At 65.9% G+C, this 12,997-nt stretch carries 13 protein-coding genes; 9 read left to right on the top strand and 4 right to left on the bottom strand.

Annotation, left to right across the window (positions count from 1 at the left end; translation table 11 throughout):
• Positions 1-106 precede the first annotated feature (106 nt).
• Entirely contained in the window at positions 107-1,306 is a 1,200-nt protein-coding gene (locus FLL57_RS21320; RefSeq protein WP_142883954.1) for a penicillin-binding protein activator, read from the top strand.
• A gap of 68 nt (positions 1,307-1,374) precedes the next feature.
• Here FLL57_RS21320 and hemW read toward each other — a convergent pair whose 3' ends face one another.
• From hemW to rph, 3 genes are read right to left on the bottom strand one after another with little or no spacing between them, the layout of a single operon-like run.
• Positions 1,375-2,532 (bottom strand): radical SAM family heme chaperone HemW, encoded by a 1,158-nt coding sequence (gene hemW, locus FLL57_RS21325; protein ID WP_142883955.1) that lies wholly within the window; start codon positions 2,530-2,532, stop codon positions 1,375-1,377.
• Positions 2,522-3,154, bottom strand: a complete 633-nt coding sequence (gene rdgB / locus FLL57_RS21330; protein WP_142883956.1) for an RdgB/HAM1 family non-canonical purine NTP pyrophosphatase — start codon at positions 3,152-3,154, stop codon at positions 2,522-2,524. Before rdgB ends, hemW begins: the two co-directional genes overlap by 11 nt.
• 51 nt (positions 3,155-3,205) lie before the next feature.
• Positions 3,206-3,919: a ribonuclease PH gene (gene rph / locus FLL57_RS21335; protein WP_047308263.1), complete on the bottom strand. Its 714-nt coding sequence runs from the start codon at positions 3,917-3,919 to the stop codon at positions 3,206-3,208.
• 154 nt (positions 3,920-4,073) lie between these two features.
• Between rph and hrcA the strand changes: the two genes are divergently transcribed.
• Both hrcA and grpE read left to right on the top strand, forming a co-directional pair.
• Entirely contained in the window at positions 4,074-5,162 is a 1,089-nt protein-coding gene (hrcA, locus tag FLL57_RS21340; protein ID WP_013500138.1) for a heat-inducible transcriptional repressor HrcA, read from the top strand.
• Between the two features lie 90 nt (positions 5,163-5,252).
• The gene (gene grpE, locus FLL57_RS21345) at positions 5,253-5,876 is read left to right on the top strand and encodes a nucleotide exchange factor GrpE (protein WP_013500137.1); all 624 of its coding nucleotides are present in this window, start codon (positions 5,253-5,255) and stop codon (positions 5,874-5,876) included.
• A gap of 106 nt (positions 5,877-5,982) precedes the next feature.
• On the opposite strand, the gene FLL57_RS21350 is transcribed toward grpE, so the two are convergent.
• Positions 5,983-6,924, bottom strand: coding sequence for a hypothetical protein (locus FLL57_RS21350; RefSeq protein WP_013500136.1), 942 nt, complete (start codon positions 6,922-6,924; stop codon positions 5,983-5,985).
• Positions 6,925-7,256: 332 nt separating this feature from the next.
• On the opposite strand from FLL57_RS21350, the gene dnaK reads away from it, so the two are divergent.
• The 6 genes from dnaK (at position 7,257) to FLL57_RS21380 (ending at position 12,951) form a co-directional block, all read left to right on the top strand.
• Positions 7,257-9,152 carry a molecular chaperone DnaK gene (gene dnaK, locus FLL57_RS21355; RefSeq protein WP_013500135.1) on the top strand — a complete coding sequence of 632 codons (1,896 nt, stop codon included), beginning with the start codon at positions 7,257-7,259 and terminating at the stop codon, positions 9,150-9,152.
• Between the two features lie 214 nt (positions 9,153-9,366).
• Positions 9,367-10,506 carry a molecular chaperone DnaJ gene (dnaJ, locus tag FLL57_RS21360; protein WP_013500134.1) on the top strand — a complete coding sequence of 380 codons (1,140 nt, stop codon included), beginning with the start codon at positions 9,367-9,369 and terminating at the stop codon, positions 10,504-10,506.
• Between the two features lie 93 nt (positions 10,507-10,599).
• Positions 10,600-11,205 carry a class I SAM-dependent methyltransferase gene (locus FLL57_RS21365; protein ID WP_013500133.1) on the top strand — a complete coding sequence of 202 codons (606 nt, stop codon included), beginning with the start codon at positions 10,600-10,602 and terminating at the stop codon, positions 11,203-11,205.
• Between the two features lie 109 nt (positions 11,206-11,314).
• Positions 11,315-11,896, top strand: coding sequence for an NADPH-dependent FMN reductase (locus tag FLL57_RS21370; protein ID WP_047308261.1), 582 nt, complete (start codon positions 11,315-11,317; stop codon positions 11,894-11,896).
• Between the two features lie 7 nt (positions 11,897-11,903).
• Positions 11,904-12,617: an orotidine-5'-phosphate decarboxylase gene (gene pyrF / locus FLL57_RS21375; protein WP_013500131.1), complete on the top strand. Its 714-nt coding sequence runs from the start codon at positions 11,904-11,906 to the stop codon at positions 12,615-12,617.
• A 25-nt stretch (positions 12,618-12,642) separates the two neighbouring features.
• Entirely contained in the window at positions 12,643-12,951 is a 309-nt protein-coding gene (locus FLL57_RS21380; protein WP_013500130.1) for a DUF1330 domain-containing protein, read from the top strand.
• The last annotated feature ends 46 nt before the right edge of the window (positions 12,952-12,997 follow it).

Raw genomic sequence — 12,997 nt, forward strand, 5'->3', positions numbered from 1 at the left:
CATTGGCCGACATTGTGATGAAATCTCCGGCGAAAGCCCCCGCGGGCCGATCGTTCGGAAGACGACACGGGATCCGGCGCTGCGCCGGACCGCCGCAAGAGATGGCATGGGAAGCTTGCACGATCCACACACGAAACCGTTGCGAACCACACGCCGCGCCGCACTGGGCCTGATCCTCGGGGCCCCGCTGCTGAGCGCCTGCTCCGGCGTCCAGCAGACCCTGAGCGACCGGTTCGGCCAGTCGCAGCCGGCGACCGGGCCCGCTCAGCAGCCGACTGCGGTCGGCAACGGCCGGGTCAAGGTCGGGCTGGTGCTGCCGCTGTCGGCACCCGGCAATGCCGGTGTCGCCGCCCAGTCGATGAAGAATGCCGCCGAGATGGCGCTGGCTGAATTCCACAATCCCGACGTTCAGTTGCTGATCAAGGACGACGGCGGCAATCCGCTCGGCGCCCAGTCGGCGACCCAGCAGGCCCTCGACGAAGGCGCCGAAATCATTCTCGGGCCGTTGTTCGCGCAATCGGTTCCGGCGGCCGCGCAGGCGGCACGGGCCCGTGGCGTCACGGTGATCGCGTTCTCGACCGATTCCAGCGTTGCCGGCCGCGGCGTCTATCTGCTGAGCTTCCTGCCGGAATCCGACGTCAACCGGATCGTCGGTTACGCCGGCAGCATCGGCAAGCGTTCCTACGCGGCGCTGCTGCCGGACAATGCCTACGGGTCGGTGGTCGAGGCCGCCTTCAAGCAGATCGCCAACCAGAAGGGCGGGAGGATCGTCGCGTTCGAGAAGTACGGCGCCGATCGCAGTGGCCCGGCGCGCTCGATCGCCGCCTCGCTCGGCAATGCCGATGCACTGCTGCTCGCCGACGACGGCGACGCGCTGGCCGGCATCGCTGAGACGCTGACCGCCTCCGGGGCCGATTTGAAGCGCGTGCAGCTTCTCGGCACCGGGCTGTGGGACAATCCGCGGGTGTTCTCGACCCCGGCGCTGCAGGGCGGCCTGTTCGCGGCGCCCGACCCGTCCGGCTTCCGAGCGTTTTCGGGCCGGTATCGCACCCGCTACGGCCAGGATCCGGTCCGCACCGCGACGCTCGCCTATGACGGCGTGGCGCTGGTGGCGGCGCTGTCACGGACCCAGGGTCCGCAGCGGTTCTCGAGCGAAACGCTGACGAACCCGTCCGGCTTCGCCGGCATCGATGGGCTGTTCCGGTTCAGGGCCGACGGTACCAACGAGCGCGGCTTGGCGGTCATGAAGGTCGCTACCGGCGGCGCGCAGGCCGTCGCCGGCTCGCCGAAGAGTTTTGGAGCGTAGCGCGGTCTCATCTCGTTCCGGGTTCGCACCTCGCCGGTGCGCCCCGGGAACCACACCTGGGGTGCGGACTACGCCGCCAGATCGGCCACCACGGCGTCGAGCACCGGGAAGCCCTCTTGCGTCACGCGCAACCGGCCGTCGGCATCGACCGCGATCGCGCCCTCTTCGCGCAGCAGCGCGATCCGCGATGGATCGAGCGGCCGTCCCGACAGCGCCTGATAGCGCCGCGGATCGATGCCCTCGGCGAGCCGCAGCCCCATCAGCAGAAATTCGTCGGCGCGCTCTTCGCTGGTGAGGCGTTCGTCGGCGATCAGCCCGTGGCCGGTGGCTTCCACCCGCATCAGCCAGCTCTCGGGGCGTTTCTCGGTCGCGGTGGCGTAGCGCACCGCGCCGATATCGAGCCGGCCGTGGGCGCCGGGGCCGATCCCGGCATATTCCTGGCCGCGCCAGTAGATCAGATTATGCCGGCACTCTGCGCCCGGGCGGGCGTGGTTGGAAATCTCGTAGGCCGGCAGGCCGAGTTCCGCGCACACTGATTGAGTGACGTCGTACAACGCCCGTGCTTCGGCCTCGTCCGGCGTCGGCAGTTTGCCGGCCTTGTGCAGGGAATAGAACGGCGTGTCGGGCTCGATGGTGAGCTGATACAGCGACAGATGCTCGGCGGCCTCGCCGATCGCATAGCGCAGTTCGGCTTCCCACATCGCCGCGGTCTGGCCGGGGCGTGCGTAGATCAGATCGAACGAGTAGCGGTCGAACGCCGACTTGGCGATCGCCACCGCATTGATGGCTTCTTCGGCCGAATGCAGCCGTCCGAGCGCCTTCAGCGAGGCGTCGTCGAGCGCCTGCACGCCGAGCGAGACCCGGTTGACGCCGGCCGCCCGATAGCCGCGAAAACGCGTCGCCTCGACGCTGGTCGGATTGGCCTCGAGCGAGACTTCTGCATCCGGTTCGACGTGCCAGTGCCGGGCGATGGCGTCGAGGATCGCCGCCACGGTCGAAGGCTGCATCAGGGATGGCGTGCCGCCGCCCAGGAAGATCGAGCTGACCTGGCGCGGACCGATCCGCTCCGCGGTGGTGGCGATCTCGCGCGCGAAGCCGCGGGCGAACCGCTCCTCGTCGATCGCGGCGTGGCGGACATGGCTGTTGAAGTCGCAATACGGGCACTTCGACAGGCAGAACGGCCAGTGCACGTAAACGCCGAAAGCTGGATCGGGGCTAGCCCGCAAGGCAGATCTCCGCCAGTTTGACGAACGCCTTGGCGCGATGCGACAGGCCGAGGCCGAGCGGCGGCAGGCCGTGCTTCTCGACGCTGGTCATCTCGCCGAAGGTTCGGTCGTGCCCGTCGGGCAGGAAAATCGGATCGTAGCCGAACCCGGCTGTCCCACGCGGTGGCCACACTAAAGTACCGCCGGCGTGCGCCTCGACCTCCTCGACGTGCCCATCAGGCCAGGCCACACACAGCGCCGACACGAAATGCGCGGTGCGCCGCTCCGGCGCGGTGGCGCCGCGTTCCTGCAGCAGCCGTTCGATCTGCGCCATGGCAGCGCCGAAATCCTTAGTCTCGCCGGCCCAGCGTGCGGAATATATTCCCGGGGCACCGCCGAGCGCATCGACTGCCAGTCCGGAATCGTCGGCAAACGCCGGCAGTTGCGCGGCCCTGGCGGCGGCTTCGGCCTTGATCCGGGCATTGGCCTGGAAGCTGTCGCCGGTCTCGTCCGGCTCGGCGAGGCCGAGCTCGCCGGCGGAGATCGCTTCGATGCCGTAAGGAGCCAAGAGCTCGCGCATCTCGGCCAGCTTGCCGGGATTATGGGTGGCGATCATGAGCTTACCGGTGATTCGACGATGCATAGCGGTGTCAGCCTAGCTCAGCGCGCGCTGCGAAGAGGTTGCAGGAATGACTCACCCCACCGCCATTTTCTGCAGATCCACCAGCCTGGCGACGCCCTTCTGGGCGAGCGCCATCAGCTTGAGGAACTCGTCCTGCGAGAACGGCGTGCGCTCTGCGGTGCCCTGCACCTCGACCAGGCGGCCGTCGCCGGTCATCACGAAATTGGCGTCGGTCTCGGCCTCGGAGTCCTCGGCATAGTCGAGATCCAGCACCGGGGTGCCGTTGTAGATGCCGCAGGAGATCGCCGCGACATTGTCGCGGAGCACCTGGGTCTTGATCATGTTGCGAGCCTTCATCCAGTTCAGGCAGTCGGCGAGCGCGACCCAGGCGCCGGTGATCGAGGCGGTGCGGGTGCCGCCATCGGCCTGCAGCACGTCGCAATCGACCGTAATCTGGCGCTCTCCGAGCGCCTCAAGATCGACGATGGTGCGCAGCGAGCGGCCGATCAGGCGCTGAATCTCCACGGTGCGGCCATTCTGCTTGCCGGCCGAAGCCTCGCGCCGGGTGCGTTCCAGCGTGGCACGCGGCAGCATGCCGTATTCGGCCGTCACCCAGCCGCGGCCCTGGCCCTTCAGCCACGGCGGCAGCCGTTCTTCCAGGGTGGCGGTCACCAGCACATGGGTGTCGCCGAACTTCACCAGGCAGGAGCCCTCGGCGTATTTGACCACGCCGCGTTCCAGCGACACGGCGCGCAATTCGTCGGGCGCACGGCGGCTCGGCCGCATGGGGACCTCCATCTATTGCGGGGGGAAAAATCAACGTTGCGGTGCTTTTAGGGGGCCGCAGCCGCAGCGGCAAGGGTTGCGGCCGGCAACCCGGCGCTGACCGCTTGTAACTCGACGGAAGCGACGACAGATTAAGCGGATCACGGAGGAGAATTTGGTTCAGCACGACCCGATCGGCCTGATCGCGCCCAATGCCGGCCTTGCCCAGCTCAACGAGCGCTCGCGGGAGATATTTCGTCAGATCGTCGAAAGCTATCTCGCGACCGGTGAGCCGGTCGGCTCCCGCAACATTTCCCGTCTGATTTCCGTCCCGCTGTCGCCGGCTTCGGTGCGCAACGTGATGGCCGATCTCGAACAGCTCGGCCTGATCTACGCCCCGCATACCTCGGCCGGCCGGTTGCCGACCGAACTCGGTCTGCGATTCTTCGTCGACGCCCTGATGCAGGTCGGCGACCTGACCGAGCCGGAGCGGCAGTCGATCCAGGCGCAGCTTTCGTCAGTGGGGCGGGCCCACACGGTCGAAGCCGCGCTCGGCGAGGCGTTGACACGGCTGTCCGGCCTGACGCGGGCCGCCGCGGTGGTGCTGACCGCAAAGGCCAATGTCCGGCTCAAGCACATCGAATTCGTTCGGCTGGAGCCGGAGCGGGCGCTGGTGATTCTGGTGGCCGAAGACGGTCAGGTCGAAAATCGTGTGCTGACGCTGCCGCCGGGTGTGCCGTCGTCGGCGCTGGTGGAGGCCGCCAATTATCTTAACGCGAGGATCCGGGGCCGGACGTTGGCGGAGGCGCGGCTCGAGCTCGAATCGCTGATGGTCCAGAACAAGGCTGAACTGGATCAGCTCACCCAGAAGGTCATCGCGGCCGGCGTCGCGAGCTGGTCGGGCGGCGACGGCGACGACCGGCAATTGATCGTGCGCGGCCACGCCAATCTGCTCGAAGACCTGCATGCGCTCGACGATCTGGAGCGGGTGCGGCTATTGTTCGACGATCTCGAGACCAAGCGCGGGGTGATCGATCTGCTCGGCCGCGCCGAAAGCGCCGACGGCGTCCGGATCTTCATCGGCTCGGAGAACAAGCTGTTCTCGCTGTCGGGCTCGTCCACCATCATCGCGCCTTACAGCGACGGGGCCGGCCACATCGTCGGCGTGCTCGGCGTGATCGGGCCGACCCGGCTGAACTATGCGCGGGTGATCCCGATGGTCGATTACACCGCGCGGATCGTCAGCCGGATGCTGGGCGGCTGATTTTCCGAAACTTGATTTTCGCGCCGCAAACCACGATATCCCGGCCAGCTCTCCCGTAACGATCCAGAGATTTTTCAAGAAGGTAGCGTGATGACCGAGACTGATGGACAGAAGGACAACAACCAGGACACGGCGCAGGCCGCCGCCGATCCGGTCGTTTCCAAGCCGTACATCATGCCGGACGACCCGGAAGAAGGATCGAACGAGGCCCTGGTGCGCGAGGCTGCGGATGCGCGCGACAAGATGCTACGCACGCTGGCCGAGATGGAGAACCTGCGCAGGCGGACCCAGAAGGAGGTCGCAGACGCCCGTACCTACGGGGTAACGTCGTTCGCGCGCGACGTGCTCGATATCGCCGACAATCTGCAGCGCGCGCTCGATGCGGTGCCGGCCGACGCCCGCGCCAACGCCGAGCCCGGCCTCAAGGCCCTGATCGAGGGTGTCGAGCTGACCGAGCGCTCGCTGCTCAACGCGCTGGAAAAAAACGGCGTCAAGAAGTTCGACCCTAAGGGCCAGAAGTTCGATCCGAATTTCCAGCAGGCGATGTACGAAGTGCCGGATCCGTCGGTGCCGGCCGGCACCGTTGTGCAGGTGGTACAGGCCGGCTTCACGATCGGCGAACGGGTGCTGCGCCCGGCGCTGGTCGGAGTGGCCAAGGGCGGCGCCAAGGCTGCGCCAAGCGACGGCGGCACCGAGGCCGGCAACGCCGGCTGATTCGATTCGCGGCTTCGGCCCGTGCCGGAGCCGCACCGCTCGCCAGGCTCAACAAATGGTCTGAGAGAACAAACGGCGCGCGGTTGCGTACGTCGTTCGGTGCCGATCAGCGCGGCTGCAGTCCGTCGCGCACTTTGCGGAAGCGCGGAAAGGCCTCCGCCCACTGCTCCTTCGGTGACGAACCGATCACCCGCATCGCCACATTGGCGCTGCCGAAGCGCAGCCATTGCACCACGGTCACCGGCGTATTGTCCTTGCCGCTGACGCCGGTGATCCGGGTCTCGAATCCCTGGGCGCCGTCGATCCGCATCGGCTCCGACATGGTGATCTTGCCGTCGCGTAGTCCGGGAATCGCTTCGGCGGCCTGCTGGGCGAAGCGGGCGCGGTCGTCGGTCTTTTCAGGCACCGAGCCGATCAACCCCAGCACCATGAACGGTCCGGTCTCGACCGCCTCCTCGTTGCCGTCGGTCAGCAGCAGCGCGACGCCGGGCGCCAGCGTCCGCACCGTCTTGAAATCTCCGAGCTCGCGGACCTTGAACGGCATCTGGGCGATCTGCTCGTCGGCCGGCACCTGCTGGCGGACCGAGACCGATGCCAGCATCTTCTTGACCGCCTCGTCCGAATACGTCTCGGATTTGACAGCGGCGACCTGCACCGCGACGTACCCGGAAAACAGCTTGCTGCCCGGCACGATCATCGAGTAGCGACGGACCTTGTCGGGGCCGATCACGGCGTCCTCGGCGGTGAAATAGCCGCTGCCGGCGGGAGTCTCGATCTTCTCCGGCTTGACGTTGCCGAGCGAGCCCTCGGGCGCCGCTTTGAACGCGGCATCGACCTTTTCGAAGGCCGGGCCCGGCAGCTCCGAGACCAGCACCTTGACGCCGTGGTCGTCGGATTCAAAGCCCAGGAAGGCATTGGATTGGGTCAGCCCTGGCATCGGCACGATGCCGACCCGGATGCCGCGTGGGTAGACCGTGTCGGCAGCCACCGCATGGGTCGCGGCGACCGACAGCAGGGCAATCGCAAACAGGCGCGCTATCTGTCTCATGGCGAGTGTCCTGAGGCCGCATTGAGGCCGTTGTTTGGTGGGGCATCGACCGCCGGGGCGCGGCAAATCGGTCGGTCGGCAACCTCGATGATGCGCTGCCGGCGCCGACCCCGCAAGCTGCACTGCAGCGCGCTAACGCGGTGTTTCGTAACGATTCGTAAAGCCCATGATTTCGTGATCGAAACGCCGCAACGGTCCTTGCGGACCCGACCCCCCCTCCTATATCAGGCTCACCGCCGCCAAATCGCGAGCAATTGAATTTTCTTGGGGGTTTGGACCGGTGCGCCGTCAGGGCCCGTCCAACTCGCCGCAAAAAGAAGGATGTGAACACCATGGGAAAGGTCATTGGTATCGACCTTGGCACCACGAATTCGTGCGTCGCCGTAATGGATGGTAAGTCTGCCAAAGTCATCGAGAACGCCGAGGGTATGCGCACCACCCCGTCGATCGTCGCGATCACCGACGACGGCGAGCGTCTGGTCGGCCAGCCGGCGAAGCGTCAGGCGGTCACCAATCCCGAGCGCACCTTCTTCGCGGTGAAGCGCCTGATCGGCCGCCGCTACGACGACCCGATGGTCGAAAAGGACAAGGGCCTCGTCCCCTACAAGATCGTCAAGGCCTCGAACGGCGACGCTTGGGTCGAAGCCGACGGCAAGACCTATTCGCCTTCGCAGGTCTCGGCCTTCATTCTGCAGAAGATGAAGGAGACCGCGGAAGCCCATCTCGGCCAGAAGGTCGATCAGGCCGTCATCACCGTTCCGGCGTACTTCAACGACGCCCAGCGCCAGGCCACCAAGGACGCCGGCAAGATCGCCGGTCTCGAAGTGCTGCGCATCATCAACGAGCCGACCGCGGCCGCGCTGGCCTACGGTCTCGACAAGGCCAAGACCGGCACCATCGCGGTGTACGACCTCGGCGGCGGCACTTTCGACGTCTCGATCCTGGAGATCGGCGACGGCGTGTTCGAGGTGAAGTCGACCAACGGCGACACTTTCCTCGGCGGTGAAGACTTCGACATGCGTCTGGTCAACTACCTCGCCGACGAATTCCAGAAGGAGCAGGGCATCGACCTGCGCAAGGACAAGCTTGCGCTGCAGCGCCTGAAGGAAGCCGCCGAAAAGGCCAAGATTGAGCTGTCGTCGACGACGCAGACCGAGATCAACCTGCCGTTCATCACTGCGGACCAGTCCGGTCCGAAGCATCTGACCATGAAGCTGACCCGCGCCAAGTTCGAAGCGCTGGTCGACGATCTGGTGCAGAAGACCATCGAGCCGTGCCGCAAGGCGCTGAAGGATGCCGGCCTCACCGCCGGTGAGATCAGCGAAGTGGTGCTGGTCGGCGGCATGACCCGCATGCCGAAGGTCCAGGAGGTGGTGAAGCAGTTGTTCGGCAAGGAGCCGCACAAGGGCGTCAACCCGGACGAAGTCGTGGCGATCGGCGCGGCGATTCAGGCCGGCGTGCTGCAGGGCGATGTCAAGGACGTGCTGCTGCTCGACGTCACCCCGCTGTCGCTGGGCATCGAGACGCTGGGTGGCGTGTTCACCCGCATCATAGATCGCAACACCACGATCCCGACCAAGAAGAGCCAGGTGTTCTCGACCGCCGAAGACAATCAGAACGCGGTCACCATCCGGGTCTTCCAGGGCGAGCGTGAAATGGCGGCCGACAACAAGATGCTCGGTCAGTTCGACCTGATGGGCATTCCGCCGGCACCGCGCGGCATGCCGCAGATCGAGGTGACGTTCGACATCGACGCCAACGGCATCGTCAACGTCTCGGCCAAGGACAAGGCGACCGGCAAGGAGCAGCAGATCCGCATCCAGGCTTCTGGCGGTCTGTCCGACTCCGAGATCGACAAGATGGTCAAGGACGCCGAAGCCAACGCGGCCGAGGACAAGAAGCGCCGCGAGGCGGTCGACGCCAAGAACCACGCCGACGCGCTGGTGCACTCCACCGAGAAGGCTCTGGCCGAGCACGGTTCGAAGATCGACGAAGGCGAGCGCCGCAGCATCGAGGACGCGCTCAGCGATCTGCGTGAAGCGCTGAAGGGCGATGATGCCGAGGCAATCAAGGCCAAGAGCAACACCCTTGCGCAGGCTTCGATGAAGCTCGGCGAAGCGATGTACAAGCAGGCCGAAGCCGGCGGCGGCGCTCAGCAGGCCGGCAAGGACGACGTGGTCGACGCGGAATTCACCGAAGTCGACGACGACAAGAAGAAGTCGGCGTAAGTCACCTCCGACGGAGACTTCGCGACGAGGACCATGCCCCCATCTGACGAACGCCATCCGCGGTCATCAGGTGGGGGTTGTCTTGTAAGGCGTGCCGATCCCGGTTCGGGGCTGGTCGCCGGCCGTGGCGGGCGCTCCCTCGGATCGTCTTTCACCGGCATGAAAGCTGCACGAGCCCGGCGCTGAACGGGTCGAATTCCAGCAGGTTTGACGGATGTCCACCACCAAGCGTTGCTACTACGAAACCCTCGAAGTCGAGCGCAACGCCGACGATTCGACGCTGAAAAGCGCTTTTCGTAAGCTCGCGATGAAATGGCACCCGGACCGCAATCCGGGCGATCCGCAGTGCGAGATCAAGTTCAAAGAGATCAACGAAGCCTACGAAGTGCTCAAGGACGGTGATAAGCGCGCCGCCTACGACCGCTACGGACACGCCGCCTTCGAGCAGGGCGGCTTCGGCGGCGGCGCCGGCTTCGGTACGGGGTTCGCCTCCTCGTTCTCCGACATCTTCGAAGATCTGTTCGGCATGGCCTCCCAGCGCGGCCGTGGCACCGGGCGCGAGCGCGGTGCCGACCTGCGCTACAATATGGAGATCACGCTCGAGGATGCCTTCAAGGGCAAGACCGCGCAGATCGAAATTCCGGTCTCGGTGACCTGCGAGGCTTGCTCCGGCACCGGCGCCAAGGCCGGCACCAAACCGAAGACCTGCTCGACCTGCGGCGGCGCCGGCCGGGTTCGCCAGGCCCAGGGCTTCTTCACGCTCGAACGCACCTGCCCGAGCTGCCAGGGCCGCGGCCAGACCATCGAGGATCCCTGCCCGTCCTGCACCGGCTCCGGCCGGGTCACGCGGGAGCGGACGTTGTCGGTCAACATTCCGCAGGGCGTCGAAGACGGCACTCGGATCAGGCTCGCCGGGGAAGGCGAAGCCGGGTTGCGCGGCGGTCCGCCCGGCGATCTCTACATTTTCCTGTCGCTCGCCAATCACGCCATCTTCCAGCGCGATGGCGCCGATCTGCACTGTCGGGTGCCGATCTCGATGGTCACGGCGGCGCTCGGGGGCGAATTCGAAGTCCCGACCATCGACCGCGGCAAGACCAAGGTCAAAGTGCCGAGCGGCACTCAGACCGGGCGACGCTTCCGGATCGGCGGCAAGGGAATGCCTGTGCTGCGTTCCCGGCAGGTCGGCGACATGTACGTCCAGGTGGTGGTGGAAACCCCGCAGAACCTGACCAAGAAACAGCAAGAACTGCTGGCCGAGTTCGAAAAATTGTCGTCGGGTGAAACCCAGCCCGAAGCCGTGGGTTTCTTCTCCAAGGTCAAAGAATTCTTTGGCTCGCGTGCGAGCGCTCCCTGACGGTCGTCTAACTTGACCGCTTGGGAAGCGGCCTATACTTGTGGATGTAACAAAAATTTGACACTGGGCCGCGTTTTCCCGGTTGGTAGCTGAATGGCTTTGCAGTCGTCCGTTCGCGCGTTCAAGAAGCCGGCCCGTCCGCTCGACGACGAGGTCCGCTTTCTGCGCTCTTGGATCGAGAAGCCGTTGCGGATGGGTGCCGTGATGCCATCCGGCCGGCTGTTGGCCCGCACCATGGCGCGCTACGTCGATATCGATTCCAACGGCCCGGTGATCGAACTCGGACCGGGTACTGGGGCGATCACCAGCGCTCTGGTCGAGCATGGCGTCGACCAGAAGCGTCTGGTTCTGCTCGAATTCGATCCCGGGTTCTGCGCACTGCTGCGTGAGCGGTTTCCGCAGGCCAAGGTGGTGCAGGGCGACGCCTATCGGCTGCGCGACTCGCTGTGGGATGCGCTCGACGTGCCCGCCACTGCGGTCGTATCCGGGCTGCCGCTCGTCACCAAGCCGATGCTGACGCGGATGAAACTGATACGCGATGCCTTCAATCTGCTCGAACCCGGCGCGCCGTTCGTGCAGTTCACCTATTCGGTTGCGCCTCCGATTCCGAAATCACTGTCCGGCGTCGCCACCGAAGCCTCCGAGCGGATCTGGATGAATGTTCCGCCGGCGCGGGTTTGGGTTTACCGCAAGCGCTGAGCGCCGCGGGCAGCTCCGCTTCCTCTTACCCCTCCATTCCCTGACAGCATCCGGCGCTAGATCATTCCGGCGGCCTTGATCGAAGGCTTGCAGTGGGAGATACCGGGTCATGTCCGCGGTTAAGATCCTGATCATACCCGGCTCGTTGCGCACCGGCTCGCACAATGTGCGGCTGGCCGCCGCCGCTGCGCGCGAACTGGCGCGCGCCGACGTCGACGCGACGTGGCTGTCGCTCGCGGACTATCCGTTGCCGATCTACGATGCCGACCTCGAGGCAAAGTCCGGCGTGCCGAAGAACGCCGTCGGCCTGAAGCGGATGATCGGCGCGCACCATGGCGTGCTGATCGTCAGTCCCGAATATAATTCGGCGCCGCCGCCGCTGCTGAAAAATGCCATCGACTGGGTGTCGCGGGTCGCCGATCCGCACGAAGCCCCGGGGCAGGTATTTCGCGACCGCGCCTTCGCGCTCGCCGCTGCTTCCGAAGGCAAGCTCGGCGGCGCCCGCTGCCTCGCCGCGCTGCGGCTGATTCTGACCGGCTGCCGCGCACCGGTGATTCCCAATCAGCTCGCGCTGTCGTTCGCTCACATGGCCTACGACGACGACGACAGGCTCAAGCTCCCCGCCGACAGCGCTGCCCTGCAGGCGATGGTCCGGCAATTGATCGATTTCGCCCAGCAGATGATGAGGTAACGAGTTCATGACGACAGCCGACATCCCTGACCGCGACCGGCTGATCGTCGCGCTCGATCTGCCCGATCTGCGCGTTGCGGAGGCGATGGTCGACCGTCTCGGCGACAGCGTCACTTTCTACAAGATCGGCTATCAGCTCGCTTATGCGGGCGGGTTACCGCTCGCCCGCGCGCTGGTCGGCGCCGGCAAGCAAGTGTTCGTCGATCTCAAGCTGCACGACATCGGCAACACCGTCGCACGCGGCGTCGAAAGCCTGAGCCATCTCGGCGCCAGCTTTCTCACGGTCCATGCCTATCCGCAGACCATGAAGGCCGCGGTGGAAGCGCGCGGCTCCTCAAAGGTCAAGATCCTCGCCGTCACGGTGCTGACTTCCTACGACGACCACGACCTCGCCGACGCCGGCTATCGGTTCGGCGTGCGGGATCTCGTCGAAGCGCGGGCGCGGCAGGCGCTGGCGATCGGCGTCGATGGTCTGGTGTGTTCATCGGAGGAAGCCGCCCATCTGCGCGGCATCGTCGGGCCTGAGATGGCGCTGGTGACGCCGGGGATTCGCCCCGCCGGCGCCGCGGCGGGCGACCAGAAGCGGATCATGACGCCGGCCAGGGCGATCGCCGCCGGCGCCAGCCATCTGGTGGTCGGCCGGCCAGTGCTGGAGGCGCCGGATCCCAAGGCCGCTGCGGATGCGATCGTCGCCGAGATCGCCGCTGCACGCGGATCATAACGAACGGCAAAGGGAGAGCTCAGAGATGCCGAAGGGTTATTGGGTGGGGCGGATCGATGTGCACGATCTCGACGGTTACCGCCGCGATTACGTCGCCCACAACGGCGCGGTGTTCGCCAAATACGGCGCCAAATTCCTGACCCGCGGCGGCACTTACGAGGCCAAGGAGGGACAGGCGCGGTCCCGCAACGTTGTGATCGAATTCAAGGACTACGAGACCGCGCTGGCCTGCTACAACTCGCCGGAGTATCAGGCGCTGATCAAAGCGCGGGCGCCATTCTCCGAAGGCGAGATCGTCGTCGTCGAGGGGTATGACGGTCCGCAGCCGTCCTGATCCCCACGGCGGAGCCGAGCTGTCCGCCCGTCTCCGAGTTGCCGCG

Source organism: Rhodopseudomonas palustris, from assembly GCF_007005445.1.
Classification (GTDB): Bacteria; Pseudomonadota; Alphaproteobacteria; order Rhizobiales; family Xanthobacteraceae; genus Rhodopseudomonas; species Rhodopseudomonas palustris_G.